The 21344-nt window shown below is 64.5% G+C and carries 21 protein-coding genes; 14 read left to right on the forward strand and 7 right to left on the reverse strand.

Annotated features, from left to right (window positions below; translation table 11 throughout):
* The first annotated feature begins 204 nt into the window (after window positions 1-204).
* Genes JQ604_RS12150 through JQ604_RS12160 form a run of 3 tightly spaced genes read left to right on the forward strand, consistent with a single transcriptional unit; the run spans window position 205 to window position 3477 of the window.
* A complete protein-coding gene (locus tag JQ604_RS12150; protein ID WP_212357437.1) occupies window positions 205-1371 on the forward strand; it encodes an NADH:flavin oxidoreductase/NADH oxidase in 1167 nt (388 codons plus the stop codon).
* A 24-nt stretch (window positions 1372-1395) separates the two neighbouring features.
* Window positions 1396-2325 carry a dihydrodipicolinate synthase family protein gene (locus JQ604_RS12155; RefSeq protein ID WP_212357440.1) on the forward strand — a complete coding sequence of 310 codons (930 nt, stop codon included), beginning with the start codon at window positions 1396-1398 and terminating at the stop codon, window positions 2323-2325.
* A 6-nt stretch (window positions 2326-2331) separates the two neighbouring features.
* Window positions 2332-3477: an alpha-hydroxy acid oxidase gene (locus tag JQ604_RS12160; RefSeq protein ID WP_212357442.1), complete on the forward strand. Its 1146-nt coding sequence runs from the start codon at window positions 2332-2334 to the stop codon at window positions 3475-3477.
* 11 nt (window positions 3478-3488) lie between these two features.
* On the opposite strand, the gene JQ604_RS12165 is transcribed toward JQ604_RS12160, so the two are convergent.
* From JQ604_RS12165 to JQ604_RS12175, 3 genes are all read right to left on the reverse strand, one after another.
* Window positions 3489-4658, reverse strand: a complete 1170-nt coding sequence (locus tag JQ604_RS12165) for a cytochrome P450 (protein ID WP_212357445.1) — start codon at window positions 4656-4658, stop codon at window positions 3489-3491.
* A 72-nt stretch (window positions 4659-4730) separates the two neighbouring features.
* The gene (locus tag JQ604_RS12170; protein WP_212357448.1) at window positions 4731-5525 is read right to left on the reverse strand and encodes a helix-turn-helix transcriptional regulator; all 795 of its coding nucleotides are present in this window, start codon (window positions 5523-5525) and stop codon (window positions 4731-4733) included.
* A gap of 66 nt (window positions 5526-5591) precedes the next feature.
* Window positions 5592-5954 (reverse strand): nuclear transport factor 2 family protein, encoded by a 363-nt coding sequence (locus JQ604_RS12175; protein ID WP_212357451.1) that lies wholly within the window; start codon window positions 5952-5954, stop codon window positions 5592-5594.
* A 282-nt stretch (window positions 5955-6236) separates the two neighbouring features.
* Between JQ604_RS12175 and JQ604_RS12180 the strand changes: the two genes are divergently transcribed.
* Window positions 6237-7373, forward strand: coding sequence for an alpha/beta fold hydrolase (locus JQ604_RS12180; RefSeq protein WP_249158207.1), 1137 nt, complete (start codon window positions 6237-6239; stop codon window positions 7371-7373).
* Window positions 7374-7453: 80 nt separating this feature from the next.
* On the opposite strand, the gene JQ604_RS12185 is transcribed toward JQ604_RS12180, so the two are convergent.
* Complete coding sequence (locus tag JQ604_RS12185; RefSeq protein WP_212357454.1) at window positions 7454-7804, reverse strand: RidA family protein; 351 nt, start codon at window positions 7802-7804, stop codon at window positions 7454-7456.
* Between the two features lie 79 nt (window positions 7805-7883).
* Window positions 7884-8801: an alpha/beta hydrolase family esterase gene (locus JQ604_RS12190; protein ID WP_212357457.1), complete on the reverse strand. Its 918-nt coding sequence runs from the start codon at window positions 8799-8801 to the stop codon at window positions 7884-7886.
* Between the two features lie 107 nt (window positions 8802-8908).
* Between JQ604_RS12190 and JQ604_RS12195 the strand changes: the two genes are divergently transcribed.
* The 3 genes from JQ604_RS12195 (at window position 8909) to JQ604_RS12205 (ending at window position 12883) form a co-directional block, all read left to right on the forward strand.
* On the forward strand, window positions 8909-10006 hold the full coding sequence (locus tag JQ604_RS12195; protein WP_249158208.1) for a PAS domain-containing protein: 1098 nt from the start codon (window positions 8909-8911) through the stop codon (window positions 10004-10006).
* 421 nt (window positions 10007-10427) lie between these two features.
* A complete protein-coding gene (locus JQ604_RS12200; RefSeq protein WP_212357460.1) occupies window positions 10428-12530 on the forward strand; it encodes a HAMP domain-containing methyl-accepting chemotaxis protein in 2103 nt (700 codons plus the stop codon).
* 8 nt (window positions 12531-12538) lie between these two features.
* Complete coding sequence (locus tag JQ604_RS12205) at window positions 12539-12883, forward strand: hypothetical protein (RefSeq protein ID WP_212357463.1); 345 nt, start codon at window positions 12539-12541, stop codon at window positions 12881-12883.
* A 16-nt stretch (window positions 12884-12899) separates the two neighbouring features.
* Here the strand turns inward: JQ604_RS12205 and JQ604_RS12210 are convergent, their stop codons facing one another.
* On the reverse strand, window positions 12900-14558 hold the full coding sequence (locus tag JQ604_RS12210; RefSeq protein WP_212357466.1) for an FAD-binding dehydrogenase: 1659 nt from the start codon (window positions 14556-14558) through the stop codon (window positions 12900-12902).
* A 291-nt stretch (window positions 14559-14849) separates the two neighbouring features.
* On the opposite strand from JQ604_RS12210, the gene JQ604_RS12215 reads away from it, so the two are divergent.
* The 6 genes from JQ604_RS12215 (at window position 14850) to JQ604_RS12240 (ending at window position 20396) form a co-directional block, all read left to right on the forward strand.
* Entirely contained in the window at window positions 14850-15320 is a 471-nt protein-coding gene (locus JQ604_RS12215; RefSeq protein WP_212357468.1) for a hypothetical protein, read from the forward strand.
* 187 nt (window positions 15321-15507) lie between these two features.
* On the forward strand, window positions 15508-15738 hold the full coding sequence (locus JQ604_RS12220; protein WP_349631091.1) for a hypothetical protein: 231 nt from the start codon (window positions 15508-15510) through the stop codon (window positions 15736-15738).
* A 22-nt stretch (window positions 15739-15760) separates the two neighbouring features.
* Entirely contained in the window at window positions 15761-16351 is a 591-nt protein-coding gene (locus JQ604_RS12225) for an SCO family protein (protein WP_212357472.1), read from the forward strand.
* 151 nt (window positions 16352-16502) lie between these two features.
* A complete protein-coding gene (locus tag JQ604_RS12230) occupies window positions 16503-17531 on the forward strand; it encodes a transporter substrate-binding domain-containing protein (RefSeq protein ID WP_249158209.1) in 1029 nt (342 codons plus the stop codon).
* 195 nt (window positions 17532-17726) lie between these two features.
* Window positions 17727-19364, forward strand: a complete 1638-nt coding sequence (locus tag JQ604_RS12235; RefSeq protein WP_212357475.1) for a lysine--tRNA ligase — start codon at window positions 17727-17729, stop codon at window positions 19362-19364.
* 246 nt (window positions 19365-19610) lie between these two features.
* On the forward strand, window positions 19611-20396 hold the full coding sequence (locus JQ604_RS12240) for a class II aldolase/adducin family protein (RefSeq protein WP_212357478.1): 786 nt from the start codon (window positions 19611-19613) through the stop codon (window positions 20394-20396).
* 122 nt (window positions 20397-20518) lie between these two features.
* Here JQ604_RS12240 and JQ604_RS12245 read toward each other — a convergent pair whose 3' ends face one another.
* Window positions 20519-21172: a S24 family peptidase gene (locus tag JQ604_RS12245; protein WP_212357482.1), complete on the reverse strand. Its 654-nt coding sequence runs from the start codon at window positions 21170-21172 to the stop codon at window positions 20519-20521.
* On the opposite strand from JQ604_RS12245, the gene JQ604_RS41855 reads away from it, so the two are divergent.
* Window positions 21171-21305, forward strand: coding sequence for a hypothetical protein (locus JQ604_RS41855; protein ID WP_283817979.1), 135 nt, complete (start codon window positions 21171-21173; stop codon window positions 21303-21305). The two genes, JQ604_RS12245 and JQ604_RS41855, sit on opposite strands and share 2 nt — an antisense overlap.
* Window positions 21306-21344: the final 39 nt, after the last annotated feature.

Raw genomic sequence — 21344 nt, forward strand, 5'->3', positions numbered from 1 at the left:
CGTGATTGAGGTCGCGAGGCGCTTGTTTTGCAGCTATCGTCTTGTGGTGATTGAAGAACATCGAGCTTCCCAAGCTGCATACGAGGGTTCGATTCCCTTCGCCCGCTCCATCCCTCATATCGATGGGTCCCTGAGCGGCTTGCGATCACGCAAGCGCCGCCCTAGCTTGCGGCCCCGATCTTCCAGCCGTCCCGACAGGTCCTGATGCCGCAGCCGCTTCTGTTCCAGCCGATCACGCTTCGCGGCGTGACATCCCGCAATCGCATCCTGATATCGCCGATGTGCCAGTATTCGGCCGACGACGGCGTCGCCAATGACTGGCATCTGGTGCATCTCGGCAAGTTCGCGCAGGGCGGGGCCGGCATGGTGATGGTCGAGGCGGCCGCGGTGGTCCCGGAGGGGCGGATCACCCATGGCGATGTCGGGATCTGGAATGAGGTCCAGGCGGCGGCGCTGAAGCGGATCGCGGCGTTCCTGAAGGCGAACGGCGCGGTGCCCTCGATCCAGCTGGCGCATGCCGGGCGCAAGGCCAGCATGCAGCGGCCCTGGTATGGCAACGCTGTTCTCGATGACGCGGATCGTGCGCGGGGCGACCTGCCGTGGCAGGTGGTGGGACCTTCCGCGATTCCGATGGACGAGGGCTGGCTGATGCCGCATGCGCTCGACGTCGCCGAGCTTGCGGCGCTGAAGGAGCACTGGCGGTTGGCGACCTTGCGCGCGGTGGAGGCCGGGTTCGAATTCGCCGAGGTGCATTGCGCGCACGGCTATCTGCTGCACGCGTTCCTGTCGCCGCTGTCCAACCAGCGCAGCGACGCCTATGGCGGCGATCGCGCCGGACGCATGCGCTATCCGCTGGAGATCATCGAGACCGTGCGCGCCGCCTGGCCGGCCGACAAGCCGCTGTCGGTCCGCATCTCCTCGGTCGACGGCGTCGATGGCGGCCTGCAGCTCGACGATCAAATCGCGTTTGCCCGCGAGGCCAAGGCGCGCGGCGCCGATCTGATCGACTGCTCCTCCGGCGGGCTGCTCGGCTCGGCGACTGCGGCGCGGATTCCGCGCGGCTATGGTTTCCAGGTCCCCTACGCAGCCGAAATCCGCAAAGCCGCCGATGTCGCGACCATCGCGGTCGGCCTGATCCTGCACCCGCAACAGGCCGAGGAGGTGCTGGCAAATGATCAGGCCGATCTCATCGCGATCGGCCGAGAAGCGCTGTTCGATCCGAACTGGCCGCTGCACGCCGAGCTTGCGCTGCGCGGCGAGGGCGGCGAGCTTTTCGGATCGTGGCCGAAGCAGTATGGCTGGTGGCTGGAGCGGCGCGAGCCGGGCCTACGCAGGCTCGACGGCCCGCCGCTGCCGTTCCGGAAAAACTGACAAGAGACGTCGAGAGGAAATCCCATGGCTATAGTTGCAAAGCGTCCCTATCGCGGCGTGTTCCCGGTCGCGCCGACCATTTTTGACGCCAACGGCAATCTCGACCTCGACGGGCAGCGGCGCTGCATCGACTTCATGATCGATGCCGGCTCGCACGGCATCTGCATCCTCGCCAATTTCTCCGAGCAGTTCGTGCTGACGGACGCTGAGCGCGAAGCCGTGATGCATGCGGTGCTGGAGCACGTCGCCGGCCGCGTACCCGTGATCGTGACCACGACGCATTTCTCGTCGGCGATCTGTGCCGAGCGCAGCCGGCAGGCCGAGGCCGCGGGTGCTGCGATGGTCATGATCATGCCGCCCTATCACGGCGCGACCTTCCGCGTGCCGGAGCCCGCGATCTACGAGTTCTACCGGACCGTGTCTGACACCATCACCATCCCGATCATGATCCAGGACGCGCCGGTCGCCGGCACGCCGCTCTCGGTGGATTTCCTGGCGCGGATGGCCAAGGAGCTGGCGAACATCCGCTACTTCAAGATCGAGGTGCCGATGGCCGCCAACAAGCTGCGCGGCCTGATCGAGAAGGGCGGCGCCGAAATCGAAGGCCCGTGGGACGGCGAGGAGGCGATCACCCTGATGGCCGATCTCGACGCCGGCGCCACCGGCGCCATGACCGGCGGCGGCTATCCCGACGGCATCCGCCAGATCATCGATCCCTACTTCGCGGGCAAGCGTGATGAAGCGATGGCCGCCTATGCGCGCTGGCTACCGCTGATCAATTACGAAAACCGCCAATGCGGCCTGCACGCCTGCAAGGTGCTGATGCGCGAGGGCGGCGTGATCAAGTCGGATGCCGTGCGCCACCCGCTGCAGCCGCTGCATCCGGCGACGAAAGCGGGCCTGATCGAGATCGCGAAGATGCTCGATGCGGCCGTGCTGCGCTGGGGGAAGTAAGAGGCAATGCGCCTTAACGACTGCCACAATTTCCACGACTTCCGCCGGCTGGCCAAACAGCGGCTGCCGGGGCCGATCTTCAACTATATCGACGGCGCCGCCGACGACGAGGTGACGCTGCGCCGGAACACGGAAGCATTCGAGACGTGCGATCTGCTGCCGAGCGTGCTGCGCGGGGTGAGCGAGGTCGACATGTCCGTGACGGTGATGGGCCAGCGGCTCGCCATGCCCGTCTACTGCTCGCCGACGGCCCTGCAACGGCTGTTCCATCACCAGGGCGAGCGGGCGGTGGCGGCGGCGGCCGGCAAGTTCGGCACCATGTTCGGTGTGTCATCGCTCGGCACGGTCAGCCTCGAGGAAGCCCGCAGCCTGAGCAACGGCCCGCAGGTCTACCAGTTCTATTTTCACCGGGATCGCGGCCTCAATCGCGAGATGATGACGCGCGCCAAGCAGGCGGGCATCGAGGTCATGATGCTGACGGTGGATAGCATCACGGGCGGCAACCGGGAGCGCGACAAGCGCACGGGGTTTGCGATTCCGTTCAAGCTCAATCTTTCGGGCATTGCGCAGTTTGCCGTCAAGCCGGGCTGGGCGATCAACTACTTCACGCACGAGAAGTTCAGGCTGCCGCAGCTCGACAGTCACGTCGACATGGGGAGCGGCACGATGTCGATCAGCCGCTATTTCACCGAGATGCTCGACCCGGCGATGACATGGGACGACGTGGCCGAGATGGTGAAGCACTGGGGCGGCCAGTTCTGCCTCAAGGGCATCATGACGGTGGAAGACGCCCAGCGCGCCGTGGATATCGGCTGCACCGGCATCGTGCTGTCCAACCACGGCGGCCGTCAGCTCGACGGATCGCGCAGCGGGTTCGATCAGCTGGCCGAGATCGTGGACGCGGTCGGCGACAGGATCGACGTCATGATGGATGGCGGCGTGCAGCGCGGCACCCATGTGCTGAAGGCGCTGTCGCTGGGGGCGAAGGCCGTGGGCCTCGGCCGCTACTATTTGTTCCCGCTCGCCGCCGCAGGACAGGCCGGTGTGGAGCGTGCGCTCGGACAGATGCGCGCCGAGATCGAACGCGGGATGAAGTTGATGGGGTGCACGTCCGTCGACCAGCTCTCGCGGCAGAACCTGCGGTTCCGGTGAGGCGCAGGGCGCTACGCGTCCCACCGCACGGGCAAGTTCAACAGCCCGCGAAACGCCCAGCCGCCGATCTTCGCCGGCTGGTCCTCGAGCAGCCGTAGATTTTTCAGCCGCTTGAAGATCGCGGGCAGTGCGACGTCGGCGACCATGGCGCGGGAGGCCCAGGCGCCGGCGCAGAAATGCGGGCCGGCGCCGAAGGCGATGCTCTTGCTGGCGTCGCGGCGGATATCGAAGGCCTCCGCATTGGCAAAATGCTTCTCGTCGCGATTAGCCGAGCCGAACATCAGAAACACCCGTTCCTCGAGTTCGAACACGACGTCGCGGATGGTCCAGGGCTTGGCGATCCGCCGCGGCGACATGCCGATCGGCGAGATCCAGCGGGCATATTCCTCGAAGGTCTGCATCCACGGGATGTCGCCGCGTTTGGCGAGCGCGAGCTGATCGGGATGGGTCAAGAGCGCCCACACCGTGCCGGCAATGGCGTCGCGCGGTTCGTTCTGGCCGCCGGAGATCGCAAGCTTGATATTGGCGCGCACGCTCTCCATCGGCATGCCCGATTGCAGCATCACGCCGAGCAGGCTGAGGTCCGGCGCCTTGCTGAGCACGGGCACCATGTCGTCGATCGCGGCATCGATGCCTGAGGTCGCGGCGTTGCAGCGCGCCTCGATCGCGGGATCGCCGGTGTAGTTGGCAATGCCGTCGATCATGCCCTGCGACCAAGCGTTCATGTCCTGGAAGCGCATGTTGGTCAGGCCGGTGATCGATTTCAGGCACTCGGCCGAGAACGGCAGCGCGAAAGCCTGGACGAAATCGACCACGCCATCGCATGTGAGATCGTCGAGGATGCGGCTCGCATGGGCCTCGAACTGCGCGGTCCAGTGCGTCTTCACCGTCTTCGGCGAGATCGCCGGGAAGATCGCCTTGCGCTCGTTCATGTGCGCATCGCCATCCTTGCGCATCATGTTGTGGCCCATCAGCTTGTTCATCAGGCCCTGCGGCTGATGCGACGAGAACACGTCGATCTGCTTCTCCGAGACGAAGATGTCGTCGCGGCTGCACAGCAGCGTGCTGCCGAGCTGCGGCACGAAGACGATCGGCGCCTCCTTCCGCATCCGCGCGAAGGTCGGGTAGGGGTCTGCCCAGAAGGCCGGGACGTCGATGTCGAAATGCGGCGCGGTGCTCACGGCGGTGTCCTCGATTTGCCGCAGCCTAGACCGGTGGACGTCAGCCGTCTGTCCCCATCGTTTGGGACAGCTTCAATTCAGCCGCTGACCTAAGGCCATCAGCCGCAGCGCGATGCCGAACAGTTCGTTTTGCGCGGAGATGCCGAGCTTGTCATAGGCGCGCTTGCGGTAGGTGAGGGCGGAATGCAGGCTGATGCCGAGGTCGGCTGCGATCGCTTCCGAGCTCAGGCCGGTCAGGATGCGCAGGCAAACCTCCTTCTCGCGCCCGGTCAGCATCGCGAAAGGCTCGGCCGTCGCGAACAGGGACTTGAGCCGGCCCAGGGGATCATCGACGCTGAGATCGTCGCGCTGGAAATGCCGCGCCACGGCCGCGCTCACGGCCGGCGCGACGGAGGTCAGGCGCTGAATCTGCTCGCGGGAAAAGCGGCCCTGCGAGGTGATGCGATAAAAATTCACATAGAAGCAGGTGTCGTCGACCCAGATCGCGGTCGCGAATTTGTCGACGATGTCGGAATCCTCGAAGAAGATTTTTCGGTAGCTGTCAGTGTAGGCGCGCCGCGCGAAGGCCGGCAGCACGATCGGTGCGGCCTGCGCCTGGCCCTCGAAGATCGCGTCGCGGTTCGGGTCGGCGCGATAAAAATGCTCGGAATAGGCGATGCCGAGATCGCGGCCGGTCGGGATGTTGCCGGCGTCGAGCAGGCAGGCGGACTGCATGCCCTTAAACGAGAACACCATGCAGTGCCCGACATCGGCGACGTTGCGCAATGCGCCGATCAGAGCGCGCGGAAAGCTGTCGCGTCCGATCGCCAGCACCGCCGGCGTGATGTCGCTGATCGCCTGTCGGCTGAAGGCGGAATTGGCCTTCATGGGTGTCCTCCCGATGTGTTGCGGGAGAGACTATCAGCGACATCCGTGCCGTGGAAGCGCCTGGGCTTACGCCGCCGGCACCTGATCCAGGAAGCCGGTGATGCTGCGGATCCGGCCGTCCTTCAGCACCGCGAAGTCGGTGCCCTTGATCGGGCTGTCGACGCCGTCGGGGCCGAGGCCCCAGCAGAAGCGGACGTGGTCGCCGAAGCCGTTGGGCTGGCCGATCAGCGTGAATTTGAAGTCCGGGAACTTCTGCTGCACGCCCGCGATCAGCGCGTCGACGCCGTCATGGCCGTCGCCGCTCATCAGCGGGTCGACATAGCGCGCATCGGCGGTCCAGTTCTCGCTCAGCAGCTCGCGGCGCCGGCTCGGCGTGCGCTCGTTCCAGAGATCGATGTAGCGGCGGGCGATGGTGGTGTGGTCGGTCATGCTGCTCTCCCTCGAGTGTGCCGTGATCGGCTGTTGCGGACTATCGAAGGTTCGCACGCAGCTATCGATTACCTCGGAGGTCATGGCTCGCGCTACGGTGCGGACGCGCCGCTTAATCTATTTCTGCGGGCAGTTCGCGCGGAAGATCGCAGCAGAACGGAACCCGGCAGCCTTTATGGCTGCCGTTCCGCCGGATTTGGCGTAGAGTGACGGACCTGATTTCGTCGGTCCTCGATCGGGATCGGCGCCGACCCCATCGGCATCCATCCATCGGTGAACAGGTTGACGGACAAGGCACGGCCTCCGGAACGGCATGCCGGCGCCGATTTGGCGCAGCAGTTATGGCTGTGGCCGTTTGAAGCCACGCGGTTGATGCTGGACGCCTATTGGCCAGGCTTTGCCGATCGGGCCGCGATGCCCGCAGACGAGCCGCCGCTGTCCTGGACAACGCCGAACACAATCGCACTGCAGCTGCCGTCGATGCGCTTGCTGGATTTTTCGCAAGGCGCCGAAGGTCAGCCGTTGCTGGTCTGCGCACCCTATGCCCTGCACCGCGCGCTGATTGCGGATTTCGCGCCCGGCCACAGCCTGGTCGAGTTGCTGCGCGACGCCGGCGTCGCGCGGCTTCATCTCACCGACTGGCGCGCGGCCACGTCGGAGATGCGCTACTTCTCGATCGACACCTATCTTGCCGATCTCAACGTCGCCGTCGACGAGATCGGGTCTCCGGTCGATCTTGTTGGACTCTGCCAGGGCGGCTGGTTGTCACTGCTGTATGCGGCGCGCTTTCCCGGCAAGGTGCGGCGGCTTGTGCTCGCGGGCAGCCCGATCGACGTCTCGGTGCCGTCGCAGATATCGATGATGGTGGCCTCGCTTCCGCAGCCAGGCATCGAGGCGATGGTGGGTCAGGCCGACGGCATCATCAGTGGCAGGCAGATGCGGCAGTTCTGGAGCATACCCTTCAGCCCGGGTGACGTGGAGACGGTGTTGCAGCGGGATCTGTTGAAATCAGCGGCCGGCGCGGCGTTGCTCGATCGCTTCGAGCGTTGGAATCGCGAGACGCTGGATTTGCCGGGGACCTATTACCTCGAGGTCACGGACTGGATATTTCGCCAGAACAGGATCGCTCACGGACATTTCGTCGCGCTCGGCCGCGCGGTCGATCTCACCGATGTGAAGGTGCCGGTCTTCCTGCTCGCCGCCGAGAACGACATCGTCGTCCCGCGCGACCAGGCGCTTGCGACCGCGGGACTGCTGGGCACACAGCCGGCGTGGCTGGAGCGCGCCATCGAGCCGTGCGGTCACCACAGCCTCTTCATGGGCTGCAAGGTCCTGAACAATTCATGGCGCCGGATCGCCCGCTGGCTGCAGGCCGATCTCGGCGATATCAAGGGCGAGAAGCCGCGAAGAAGCGCGTGAGGCGCTGATGCAAGATGCCCCGAATTGCAGTTTGCAATCCGGGGCATCAAGAGCTTGTCGCGATGTCCGAGGTCCGCGCTTTACTTCGCGGCGACCACCATGATCTCGACATTGTACTGGGGCGCGGCGAGCTTCGCCTCGACGGTGGCGCGCGCCGGGGTATTGCCGGCCGACACCCAGCCATCCCACACCGCGTTCATCTCGGGGAAGGTCTTCATGTCGGTGATGTAGATCGTCGCGCTGAGGAGCTTTGACTTGTCGGTGCCGGCCTTGGCGAGATGGCCGTCGATGATCGACAGGACGTCCTTGGTCTGGTCGGTGACGCTGCCGCCGGCGGCCTTGCCGGCGACGACGCCGGCCAGATAGACGGTGTTGCCGTGCACGACGACCTGGCTCATGCGCGGGCCGGCTTCGAAACGCTGAATGCTCATTGGGATCTCCACTTGAATGGCGGGCACTCCTTACCCTGCCGAAGCCGCGACCGCCACTGTGCATTTTGCAATGCGCATCTCACGGAAATCGCTTGAAAAACGACCAGATCGTCTCGGCGCCGTCGATGTCGTGGTTCTGCGGGCCGAGCAGGTTGGTGGCGAGCCGTGCGAAGCGCGCATCGGTCGATGTGCCGGGCATGCGATGGCCGCCGCCGTTGACGCGATAGAGCAGGACATCGCGGCCCGCCGGGCAGCGCGACTCGATCCGGGTCACGGTCGACTGATCGCCGGTGTCGCGGTCTTCGAGATTGACAGACGCGGCATCCCTGGCCTCGCAACCGTTGATCCGGCGCCAGAACGCCACCGTCTTCTCGGTCGACCAGAACCCGTCGGCCGCGAAGCGCGAGGTCCCGCGGCCGCCCCGATAGGGGATCAGCGGATCGTCGGTGCCATTCATCATCAAGAGCGGAACGGGCCGCGACGGCTGGCAGGCGCGGCTCGACGCTTCGGTGAGGTTCATGATCACGCTCGCCGCCGCTGCGAACAGATCGGCGCGCTTGCACAGCAGCGTCATCGTCATCGCGCCGCCATTGGAGACGCCGGTGACGTAGATGCGCTTCGGATCGGCGGTGCCGTCGTCGACGAATGTCTTGATCAGCTGCGTGATGAAAGCGACGTCGTCGGTGCCATCGGGCGGGGCGCTGCCGGCGCGCTCTTCATACACCCGCAGGTCGGCCCAGGCCCGATTGAGCCCATCGGGAAACACCACGGTAAAATGCTCCCGCCTGGCGACAGCAGGCCACGACGTCCGCGTCGCCATATCGGCGCCGCTCTGGGTCTTGCCGTGCAGCACGATCACCAGCGGCGCCGGCCTGGTCTCCGGCATTTGCGCCGCGTAGGTCCGCGTCGTGCCGTCGACCTTGATCGTCTCCGCGCGCACCGGTGACGCAATGGTCAGCGCGATCATCAATCCTGCAAGCAGCGCAAAGGGATTCATCGCTCTGAATTTTTCCCTGACTGGTGCGGCGAAGCGAAGCATCGCGCAGAGTCGATTCAACGCGCGAGTCCAAAGCAACAGCCTGACAGCGTGATCGACGCAAGCGCATGGCAGGGTCGCAAATCGCGTCGGATGAAACATGGTATTGCTTTTGTTTGCAATTGAGAGTTGAAGTTAACTTTCTGAGGGGAACTGATTTGCTTCAGCTGGAGGCATATCTCGGCCTGCCCGAGGTGCTTCGCTTGATCGAAGAAAAGCTGGGGGCAGGTGTCTGGCGCTGCGATGCTGGCGGCCAAATGCAATGGTCGCGGGGCTTTTTTTGGCTGCTCGGACTGGATCCGCACGCGGTGACTCCGTCATACGCAGAGATCCAGCGAAGAGTTCATCCCGACGATCGCCGTCCGAATAGCGATCCCGGCGAGCTGATGACGGACCGCTCGCTGCTCGATGGCGAATTTCGCATCGTGCGGCCCAATGGCGCACTCCGCTGGATTCACTGCCACACGGAAGTGCTGCTGGATAGCGCCGGTGAGCCGGAATGCATTCTCGGAATCGCAGTGGACATCACCGCGCAACGTCGGTTGCATCAGACGCTGCGAATAGACGCCGAGCGCTACAGCGCCCTGACCCAGGTGGCCGGCGGTCTGCTGTGGATCGGCAGTTCAGACGGTCGAATCACGGCGCTGCCGAATGGCGAGAAGAGACCGGAGTCGCATCGGTTCTTCGGCAAGGGCTGGGTTGAACTTCTTCACGCAGAGGAACGTGAGGCTGCCTTGCGAAGCTGGACGACGTCTGCCGAAACGGGACGTCCCTACAGTGTCGAACATCGGTTGCGCCAGCCCGACAATACCTATCGGTGGCACCGATGTTCGGCCGTGCCTGTCACCAATGGCGATGGCAGCATTCGGGAATGGATGGGGGTCTCGATTGACGTGCACCAGGAAAAACTCTCCGTTCCGCACGCGGCAACGTCGCGGCTGACCGGCGCGCAATTGCGCGCGGCCCGGGGCATCCTGAATTGGTCGGTGAAGCAATTGGCCGCGCGAACCGGAATCTCTTCCGCGATCATCCGGCGGCTCGAGGAGTACAATGATGCTCCACAGATGCCAGATGGCGCGATGGAGATCCTTCACCGCGTCTTTTCGGATGCGGGCGTTGAGTTCTTGTTCCCTGCCGGCGGAAAGCCTGGAGTCCGGCCTCGCTAATCACGGTGAGACAGCTTGTCGCAATGATTGTCCGCTCTCTGACGATCGGTTTGAACGGCTGCCTGAACTCAGTTTTTGGGTTGCTCGTGCATCGCGCGACCCGAGCAAATGAAAAAATTTGCGGAGCGCGGATGACCTGAGTTTCCGGGTACCGCCGACGTAGAAATTTTTGCGCCCACCAGGAAAATCAGGGTCAATTTTTTCTTAACGCGCCCATAAGCAATCGCCGTCACCCTCGTCCACACGCTGAAGTAGGGGGACGTGGAGCGTGCGGTACAAGGGTAGTCGGGCGAGCCGGCGACCGATCCGGTCGGCATCCGACGAAAAAGCCGTCGTCGGCTGCGGCGCCCAGGCACATCACATTCAAATCCATTCTTGCCCAGTTTTTTGCAACGGGTCCAACGACCCTCGGAGCGTTGCCATGCCTTTCAAACTTCGTATTCGCGGCCGGCTGATTTCCGGATTCCTAGCCGTTTGCGCGATCATCGCGCTGTCAGTCGGATACACGGTGTATGCGGTTGACGGGATTTCCACGACCGTCGATCGCATGGTGAAGCTGCGCACACCCGTCGCGCTCGCGAGCACGGAACTGGTCGGCAATCTCTATTCCACGCTGGCGACATTGCGTGGCTATCTCCTGACCGGAAATCCGCAAGGCAAGCTCGATCGAGCTGCGATGTGGAAGGAGATGGACGCGACCACTGCTGCCTTCGATGAGATGGCAACACGTTTCAGCAATCCCGAGAACAAGCAAAAATGGATTGAGGCCAAGACGCTGCTCGCGGAATTCCGGGCCGCCCAGGACAAGGCCGAAGCCATTGCCTTCACCTCCGATGCGTATCCTGCGACCAAGCTTCTGGTGAGCGAAGCCGGCCCTCGCGCTGAAACGATCTTCTCGGCGATCACCGGGATGATCAACGAGGAGGAAGGCCTGGAGGCGACTGCCGAGCGAAAGAGACTGCTGAAGGCCATGGCAGATACACGGGGCAATTTTGCCGCTGCCACCGCGCAGCTTCGCATGTACCTGTTGTCGGGCGAGAAGAACGACAAGGAAAAATTCTTCAAGCCGTGGGAGCTCTTTGAGAAGGGCTATGCGGCCGTGGCCATAAGAAAGGAGCTGCTGACCGCGACCCAGCTGCTGGCCTTCGAGAAGATCGCGAAGGCACGGAGCGAATTTGCTCCGCTGTTCGAGAAGATGTTCTCGCTCCGGGAGTCCCAGGACTGGAATGCGGCCGTGCAAATTCTCGTCACCGAAGCGGCGCCGCGCGCGGTGAAGATCCTCGATCTGCTCGACGGGCCTAAGGGTGCTGACGGCACGCGCTCCGGCGGCATCAAGACGAACCAGAAGAGGATGTTGGCCGAAGGAAGCCAGGAGGTGCAAACCGGCATATCGTCCCTGAAGCTGGTCCTGTGGGGCCTGCTGGCGGCGGGACTTGGGCTTGGCGCCGCGATCGCGCTGCTCACCGCCCGTGCGATCGCAGGTCCGATCCACGGAATGACGGCAGCCATGGCCCGGCTCGCGAATGGCGACATGTCGACTGCGATCCCCGGCACGGGCCGCGCCGACGAGGTCGGCGAGATGGCGGAGGCGGTTCAGGTCTTCAAGGACAATATGATTGAAACGGACCGGCTGCGTGCCGAACAGGCGCAATCCGAGGCGCGTGCCGTCGCCACGCGAAAGGCCGACATGAACCAGCTCGCGGGCCGGTTCGAGGATGCGGTCGGAGAGATCATCGAAACGCTGTCGTCATCCTCGACCGAGCTCGAGGCGGCGGCCCGAACCCTGAGCCGGACGGCCGAGAGCACCCAGGAGCGCTCCGGCATGGTCGCTGCCGCGTCCGAGGAAGCTTCGACCAACGTTCAATCGGTTGCTTCCGCCACCGAAGAGATGAGCTCGTCCGTCACTGAAATCAGCCGCCAGGTGCAGGACGCCGCCAGGATCGCCGGCGCGGCGGTGGACCAGGCCCAGAAAACCAACGATCGCGTCAACAAGCTGTCGCAGGCGGCAACCCGGATCGGTGACGTGGTCGAGCTGATCAACACGATCGCGGGACAGACCAATCTTTTGGCCTTGAACGCAACGATCGAAGCGGCGCGCGCCGGCGAGGCGGGACGCGGCTTTGCCGTCGTTGCATCCGAGGTCAAGGCGCTGGCCGAGCAAACCGCGAAGGCGACCGGCGAGATCAGCCACCAGATCGCCGACATCCAGGTCGCCACTCAGGATTCGGTCGTCGCGATCAGGGAGATCAGCGGCACGATCGGCCGCATCTCGGAAATCTCCTCAGCCATCGCGGCCGCGGTGGAAGAGCAGGGCATGGCCACGCAGGAGATCTCGCGCAACATCCAGCAGGCCGCGCAAGGCACCCACCAGGTGGCTTCCAATATCACCGATGTGCAGCAGGGGGCCACGGAAACCGGCTCTGCCTCGAGCCAGGTCCTGACCTCGGCGCAGACGCTGTCGAACGACAGCGTGCGGCTGAAGACGGAGGTTGAGAAATTCCTGTCCACCGTCCGCGCGGCTTGAGGGACCTCATGACCAGCACCCCAACATCGGCAGGTCATGCTGCGGCGTCTGTCGCAACCATCCGTGACGGGCTGTCCGAGCCGGCGGCCGCGAACATCATCCCGCTGCCATTCAGTCGCGAGCGCTACCTGATCGTCCAGACCAGGACGGACTGCGAAGCGTTGCGACAGAACGTCAACGTCGTTGTCGAATGCATCGCAGCCCTCAAGGATTTCCTCGAGCGCGTCGATGACGTGTCGGTGCGTGAGGAGTTTCGGCCCCAGCTCGATCGGCTCAACGAGTTGCTCCTGGTCCGGCTCGATCAGCTGTCCGCCGCGGATCGCCTGCTGCGGGAGATGCTTCCCTACACCTGAGACGGGACGGATCGCGCTAACCCACCGCCTTCGCCGCCGCACGCCCCGCATTGCGGCCGGAGAACAGGCAGCCGCCGAGGAAGGTGCCCTCAAGCGAGCGATAGCCGTGCACGCCGCCGCCGCCAAAGCCGGCGGCTTCGCCGGCTGCGTAGAGGCCGCGGATGATCTGCTGGTCGTGACCGAACACCCGCGAGTCGAGATCGGTCTCGAAACCGCCGAGCGTCTTGCGCGTCAGGATGTTGAGCTTGACCGCGATCAGCGGGCCGTGCTCGGCATCGAGGATGCGATGCGGTTTTGCCGTGCGGATCAGCCTGTCGCCGATGTAGCGGCGGGCATTGTGCAGGTTCATGACCTGCGCATCCTTCACATAGGGGTTGGTGATCTCCCGGTCGCGCGCCTCGATCTGCGCCTTGATGGCATCGAGCTTGAGCAACTCATTGCCGGCGAGCTTGTTCATCGCACTGACGAGATCGCCGAGATCATGGCGCACGATGAAGTCGACGCCGTGCTGCTTGAAGGCCTCGACCGGCGCCGGCGCGCCCTTGTTGGTGGCGCGCTTGATCGTCATGCGCCAGCTCTTGCCGGTGAGATCCGGATTCTGCTCGGAGCCGGAGAGCGCGAATTCCTTCTTGATGATGCTCTGGGTCAGGATGAACCACGAATAGTCGTAGCCGGTGCCCATGATGTATTGCAGCTGCCCGAGTGTGTCGGAGCCCGGGAATAGCGGCGCCGGCAGCCGCTTGCCGGTCGCATCGAACCACATCGACGACGGCCCCGGCAGGATGCGGATGCCGTGGCGCGGCCAGATCGGCGACCAGTTCTGGATGCCCTCTACGTAGTGCCACATCCGGTCGCGGTTGATCAGCCGCGCGCCGGCGGCCTCGGTGATGGCGATCATGCGGCCGTCGACATGCTCGGGCACGCCTGAAATCATGAAGCGCGGCGGCGCGCCGAGCCGCGACGGCCAGTTCTGCCGCACCAGGTCATGATTGCCGCCGATGCCGCCGGAGGCGACGATCACCGCTGGCGCGCGCAAGCTGAAATCGCCGACCACTTTTCGCGACGAGCTCTGGCCGCGTTCGACATGCGTCGGCTCCAGCACCGCGCCGCTGATGCCGTCGACCGCGCCATTGGTGACCGAGAGTGCATCGACGCGATGGCGGAACTTGAAGATCAGTCGTCCGCTCTTTGCGGACTCGCGCGCGCGGCGCTCGAATGGCTCGACGATGCCGGGGCCGGTACCCCAGGTGACGTGAAAGCGCGGCACCGAATTGCCATGCCCCATCGCGTCATAGCCGCCGCGCTCCGCCCAGCCGACCACCGGGAAGATGCGATGGCCCATCGCGCGCAGCCAGTCGCGCTTCTCGCCGGCCGCGAAGGCGACATAAGCCTCGGCCCATTTGCGCGGCCAGTGATCCTCGTCGCGATCGAAGCCGGCGGTGCCCATCCAGTCCTGCAACGCGAGGTCGTATGAGTCCTTGATGCCGAGCCGGCGCTGCTCCGGCGAATCGACCAGGAACAATCCGCCGAACGACCAGAAGGCCTGGCCGCCGAGATTCTGTTCCCCCTCCTGATCGACCACGATGACGCGCTTGCCCGCATCGGCGATCTCGGTTGCTGCAACCAGGCCGGCCAATCCACCGCCAACCACGATCACGTCTGCATCATCCGCCATCTCGTCTTCCCCTTGCCCTTCAATTGACTCAACCGTCGCGTCATTGCGTGTGGCTTCGCGCAAACGCTCTTGCGTGTGGCGGGCGCGCATCAACCCGGTGGCTCAAATTGTTCCAGTTTGGGACCATTGGCTAGATGACTGAAGCGCGCGCGCAACACCCAATTTGAATTTCTTTTGAGGTGGTTTGGCCGTCTGGACAAAATTGCGGTCTCGCAACACGCTCGCGACGTCTTGCATCACATGACAAGCAGATTCGGTTTCGACTTTTAGTTCCGACTGGGGCTGGCCAAAATGAAGTTGATGACGGGGTTGCTGGCGGCGATTCTTCTGCTGGCGGGGATGGGGGCGTCACACGCAGTGGTCCGAATCGCCGATGACCGCGGCGGCCGCATCGGAACCTACGTCGACAAATATCAGAGCCTGCGCACATCGGGCGAGACCGTGATCATCGACGGGCTTTGTGCCTCGGCCTGCACCATCGTGCTCGGTGCAGTTCCGCACGACCGCATCTGCGTCACCTCGCACGCCAATCTCGGTTTCCATGCCGCCTGGGACTACGGTGACGACGGTCGCGCGGTCACCAATCCCGAAGCCACCCAGATGCTGTACTCGATGTATCCGACCGCAGTGCGCAAATGGATTTCCGCGCGCGGCGGCCTGACGCCGCGGATGATTTTCCTGAGAGGCAAGCAGCTCCAGGCGCTCTACAAGCCGTGCTACCTCGACGCCCAGGCCTCGGCGAATCGGCCGGGCTCGCACTAATCGAGACCGCATAACTTGCCGTCATGGCCGGGCGTAGCCGTCCGAAGGACGGCGTCGCTTCCGCTCCGCCTATGTCCCGGCCATCCACGTTTTTGCCCCTCCACAGAATTCGTGGAGGCCCGGGACGAGCCCGGGCATGACTGGGACAGGTTTCCTCGCCATGATGTGACGCGTTACGGCAGCCATTATGCTTGCCGGCCGCCAGAACCGGCCTTATCTCAAGGGCATGGTCCAGCCGCTCTCCGCCCAGCCTCATCTCGTCGCCGCCCCGGCGCAGAACCGGACGGCGTCCGCGCTGCTGTGGGGCGCTGCGACCCTGGGCGGGATGGCGTTGCTCGCCGCCGGCGCGCTCTGGTTCTACTACGGGACCGCGGTGTTCTTCGAGACCATCGCCGCCGGCATCGCCTCCTGTTTCTGACCGTACAAGGAATTTTGAGCCCATGGACCGGACGACCCGCCCGCTGGTGATCTTTGCCGCCTTCGCCGGCAGCCTCGCGGTCGGGCTCGTCATCATGCTGTGGGCGCTCGGCGGCTTGCGCACGGTTACTGCACCGTCAGCGATCGGTGGGCCGTTCCAGCTCGCCGACCAGGCCGGTCGGACCATCACCGACCAGAATTTGAAGGGCAAGCCGTCGCTGATCTTCTTCGGCTTCACCCATTGCCCCGACGTCTGCCCGACCTCGCTGTTCGAGATCTCCGAGGTGCTGAGGGCGATGGGCAAGGACGCCGATCGCGTGAACGCCTATTTCGTCTCGGTCGACCCCGAACGCGACACGCAGTCCGCGATGAAGGACTATTTGTCGAGCTTCGATCCGCATCTGAAGGGCCTGACCGGTAGCCCGGAGGAGATCGCCAAGGTGCTGTCGGCCTATCGGGTCTACGCCAAGAAGGTGCCGCTCAAGGATGGCGACTACACCATGGACCACACCGCGCTGATCTATCTGATGGATCGCGACGGCCGGTTCGTCTCGCCGTTCAACCTGAAACGGACGCCCGAAGAAGCCGCGACCGACCTGAAACGCTACCTCTGATCCCATTGTTTGCGCATGATCTTTTCGAAAAACCGGTCCCCACTTTTTCGGATCATGCGAGCATTTTCGGGCCCGATTTAACCCAATCGCCGCTCCCATCAGGCGCCGGATGGTCTATAAGGCCACCCAATTTCCTCGAAATCGTTAGTTGATGACTGTCCTGACCGCCCAGCCTTTTGCCGTTTTGTCGCGCCCAGCCGTCCGGCTGGCCGGAGCGCTGCTGGCGGCTGTGGTGCTGGCGCTTGCCGCGCCTGTCGCGGCCCAGACCCCGCCGACCAAGCAGCCGCAGACCCCGCCGGCCAAGCTGGCCCCGGCCGCCCCGGCTCCCGCACAGCCCGCGACACCGGCCCCCGCGCCTGCATCCCCGCCGGCTGCTCAGGCCCAGCCTGCGCCGAAGCCGGCCGCCGAGGCCGCGCCCCAGGCCGTCCCCGGCTTCTGGGATCCGCGGCGCCGGCCGGACCGGCCGGATTTGTCGCGCATCACGGTGATCCGCTTCCTGACCGAGACCGACTACCCGCCGTTCAACTTCACCGGGCCCGACGGCAACCCGGCCGGCTTCAATGTCGATCTGGCGCGCGCGCTGTGCGACGAGATCAAGGTCACCTGCACCGTGCAGATGCGCCGCTTCGAGACGCTGGTGGATGCGCTCTCGACCAATCGCGGCGACGCCATCATCGCCTCGCTGGCGGTGACGCCGCAGATGCGCGCCAAGGTCGATTTCACCGATCCCTATTACCGCGCGCCCGCCCGCTTCGTGTCGCGCCGCGACGCCGTGATGCCGGAGGTGCGCCCCGAATATCTCGAGGGCAAGAAGGTCGGCGTGATCGGCGGCACCTCGCATGAGGCGTACCTGAAGGCGATGTTCACCGACGCCGAGATCAAGTCCTACGCCAATGACGATGCGCTGCGTACAGCGCTCCGCCGCGGCGAGGTCGACTTCATCTTCGGCGACGCGATCTCGCTGGCGTTCTGGATCAACGGCACCGATTCCGGCGAATGCTGCGCCTTCTCCGGCGGTGCCTTCGTCGAGAGTCGCTATTTCGGCGAGGGCGTCGGCATCGCCGTGCGCAAGGGCAACGATCTGCTGCGGCAGTCGCTGAACTGGGCGCTGTTCCGCATCTGGGAAAAAGGCCGCTTCACCGACCTGTGGCTGCGCTATTTTTCGATCAGCCCGTTCTAGCGGCTGGCGCGAATGCGGAGTCCGTAGGGTGGGCAAAGCGAAGCGTGCCCACCATCACGAGCACGCCGGGAATGGTGGGCACGGCGCAAGGGCGCCTTAGCCCACCCTACGAATCCAGGAGTCCTCTGGCTCCGTCATTTTGCATTTCGCCACGGAAACGCTAGTTTCCGCGGCCCTGGGAAGAGAGCTAAGAACATGACTGATCCTGCCTTCAGCCCGAGCGACCTGCGTGCGCTCGCCGAACAATCCAACGCCTGGCCGTTCGAGCAGGCGAAGGCGATTGTCGCGCGGCTGAAGAAAAGCCCGAAGGACGAGGTGCTGTTCGAGACCGGCTACGGTCCGTCGGGCCTGCCGCATATCGGCACCTTCGGCGAGGTCGCGCGCACCTCGATGGTGCGGCATGCCTTCCGCGTGCTGACCGAGGACAAGATCAAGACGCGGCTGCTCGCCTTCTCCGACGACATGGACGGCCTGCGCAAGGTGCCGGACAACGTGCCCAATCGCGACATGATGGCGGCGCATCTCGGCAAGCCGCTGACGCGCGTGCCGGACCCGTTCTCGAACGAGCATCCGTCGTTCGGTGCCGCCAACAATGCGCGGCTGCGCGCGTTCCTCGATCATTTCGGCTTCGATTACGAGTTTGCGAGCTCGACCGACTACTACACCTCGGGCCGCTTCGACGCGACGCTGCTCAAGATGCTCGCCGCCTACGACAAGGTGATGGCGATCATCCTGCCGACGCTCGGGCCCGACCGGCGCGCGACCTATTCGCCCTTCCTGCCGATCAGCAAGACCACCGGCGTCGTGCTGCAGGTGCCGATGATCCGTCGCGACGTCGCGGCTGGCACCGTCACCTATGTCGATCCCGACAGCGGCGAGGAAGTCGAAACGCCGGTCACCGGCGGCAACGTCAAGTGTCAGTGGAAGGCCGACTGGGCGATGCGCTGGGTCGCGCTCGGCGTCGACTATGAAATGGCCGGCAAGGACCTGATCGACTCGGTGAAGCTGTCGGGCCAGATCGCCAAGGCGCTCGGCGGCACACCGCCGGAGGGCTTCAACTACGAGCTCTTCCTCGACGAGAAGGGCCAGAAGATCTCGAAGTCCAAGGGCAATGGCCTGACCATCGACGAGTGGCTGCGCTACGCCTCGCCGGAATCGCTGTCCCTGTTCATGTATCGCGAGCCGAAGGCGGCCAAGCGGCTGTTCTTCGACGTCATTCCGCGCAACGTCGACGACTACCAGCAATTCCTCGACGGCTTTGCACGTCAGGACGGCAAGCAGCAGCTGCAGAATCCGGTCTGGCATATCCACTCCGGCACGCCGCCGCAGGCCGACATGCCCGTCACGTTCAACCTCTTGCTGACGCTGGTGTCGTCGTCGAATGCGGAGAATGCCGAGACGCTGTGGGGCTTCATTGGCCGCTACCGTCCGGGCGTGACGCCGCAGACGCATCCGAAGCTCGACGCGATGGTCGGCTACGCCATCAACTATTATCGCGACTTCGTCGCACCGACGAAGCAGTTCCGCCAGCCGACCGAGAGCGAGCGCGTCGCACTCCAGGATCTGCGCGATGCGCTGGTGCAATTGCCCGCGAATGCAACGGCGGAAGACATCCAGAACGTCGTCTACGAGATCGGCCGCCGCGAGCCGTTCCTCGATCAGGTCAAGAAGGGCAAGGACGGCCGCCCCGGTGTCTCGCTCGACTGGTTCAACATGCTCTACCAGGTCCTGCTCGGCCAGGAGAAGGGCCCGCGCTTCGGCTCGTTCGTTGCGGTCTACGGTGTGCAGAACGCGGTCAATATGATCGACGGCGCGCTGGGAAGGTCGGCGTGATTTAGAGACTGCGTAGCCCGGATGGAGCGTAGCGAAATCCGGGGCCTTTCTCGCTCGCGGCCTCGTCTGCCCCGGATTACGCTTCGCTTCATCCGGGCTACAGGTGCTACCGCTGCGGCACTGAGCCGCAAAATCCGGATGGCTGCTCCCCGGCAATTTCAGCCAAGCTTGCGCGCAATTGCGCTACACTCGCGCCCATAACAACAAGGCGGCCCATGAGAGGCCGGTAACATTGGGAGCACGCGCATGCAGTTCAGGGTTTCGCCGAAGTCGCTGCAAGAGACCAGCAGCGCCGAGGAATGGCAGGCGCGGGTCGATCTCGCCGCCGCCCACCGGCTCGCTTTCAACCACGGCTTCTCCGAAGGCATCTTCAACCATCTCACTTTGGTGGTGCCCGGGCGTAACGATTGTTATTACCAGATCCCCTTCGGCATGCACTGGTCGGAGGTGACGGCGTCGTCCTTCATGGAGGTCGGCATCGACGACGGCAAGGTGAAGCGCGGCGAGGGGGAGGTCGAGCGCTCCTGCTATTGCATCCATGCGCCGATCCACAAGGCGCTGCCGCAGGCCAAGGCCGTGTTCCACACGCATATGCCGTTTGCGAGCGCGCTGACGCGGCTGGAAGACCCGCGCATCAAGGAGATCGGCCAGACCGAGGTCGGGCTGTCGGAAGCGATCGCCTATGACGACATCTACACCGGTCCGGCGCTCGATCCCGCTGAAGGCGCGCGTTTGGCAAAAGTGATCGGCGACAAGAAGGTGCTGTTCATGGCCAATCACGGCATCTCGACGGTCGGGGCGAGCGTCGCCGAGGCCTATGACATGCTCTATTATGTCGAGCGCGCCGCCCAGGTGCAGATCTACGCGATGTGGACGCAGCAGCCGCTGAAGCAATTGCCGGCCGCGGTGGTCGAGAAAACCAAGCGCGATTTTCGCGACGATCACCTCTACAAGGGCCCGTCACCGGCGCAGCGGCATTTCGATGCGCTGAAGCGGATGCTGGATCGCAAGGAGCCGGACTACGCGACGTAAGGTGAGGTCGCACGGCATTCTGTAGGGTGGGCAAAGGAGCGTAGCGACGTGCCCACCATTCGCGGCGTGCTCGTGATGGTGGGCACGCTTCGCTTTGCCCACCCTACGCATTGTGTTTGCACCTACTGACTCACCCACACGATCCGCGCGATCCACGCGACCTCTTCCGCATCGAGCATGCGCTCGGCATCGTCGGCATTGAGCGCGGCCAGCTCCAGCGTCTTCGCGGAGCGGCGCTTCAGCTCCTTCACCATCAGCTCGCCGGCGACCGTCTTCACCACCACTCGGTCGCCGCGGCGGATCGCGGTGGCTGGCGACACCACGATGATGTCGCCCTCGCGATAGATCGGCCGCAGCGCATCGCCCTCGATCTCCAGCGCATAGGCGTGCTCGTCATGGGTCGACGGTAGCGCAACCTCGTCCCAGCCCTTGCCGGTCGGATAGCCGCTGTCGTCGAAAGCACCGGCGGCGGCGGCGAGCGACAGGGCGAGCAGCGGCACCGACTGGGTGGTGCGGCCGCTGTCGCCGACCAGCTGCACGAAGGTGTCGATCGAGGCATTGCTGGCGGCGAGCGCTTTCGAGACCGATTCGGTGGAGGGCCAGCGCTCGCGGCCGTCGCCGGTGATGCGCTTGGACTTGTTGAAGGTGGTCGGGTCGAGCCCGGCGCGCTTGGCGAGGCCGGAGGGGGAGAGGCCGGCGCGTTCGGCCAGGCGGTCCAGCGCGATCCAGACCTGGGCGTGGGTCAGCGGGCGGGCGGCTTTGGGTGGCTTGGCCATGGCTGATATCCGCTTTCCGGATCTAGGAATTATTGCCTCAAACGGGCGTTTTGTGCAATTCAGCCGCCAAACGGCTCTAGATCACATGCGCCGCTTGAGTTGTGGCGCCGCCGCCGATACGGTCCTGCGCTGACCCGGACCAGTTCGGGAAACCCCTGGAAATCCAGAAGAA

The sequence above is a fragment of the Bradyrhizobium jicamae genome, from assembly GCF_018130695.1.
Lineage (GTDB): Bacteria > Pseudomonadota > Alphaproteobacteria > Rhizobiales > Xanthobacteraceae > Bradyrhizobium > Bradyrhizobium jicamae_B.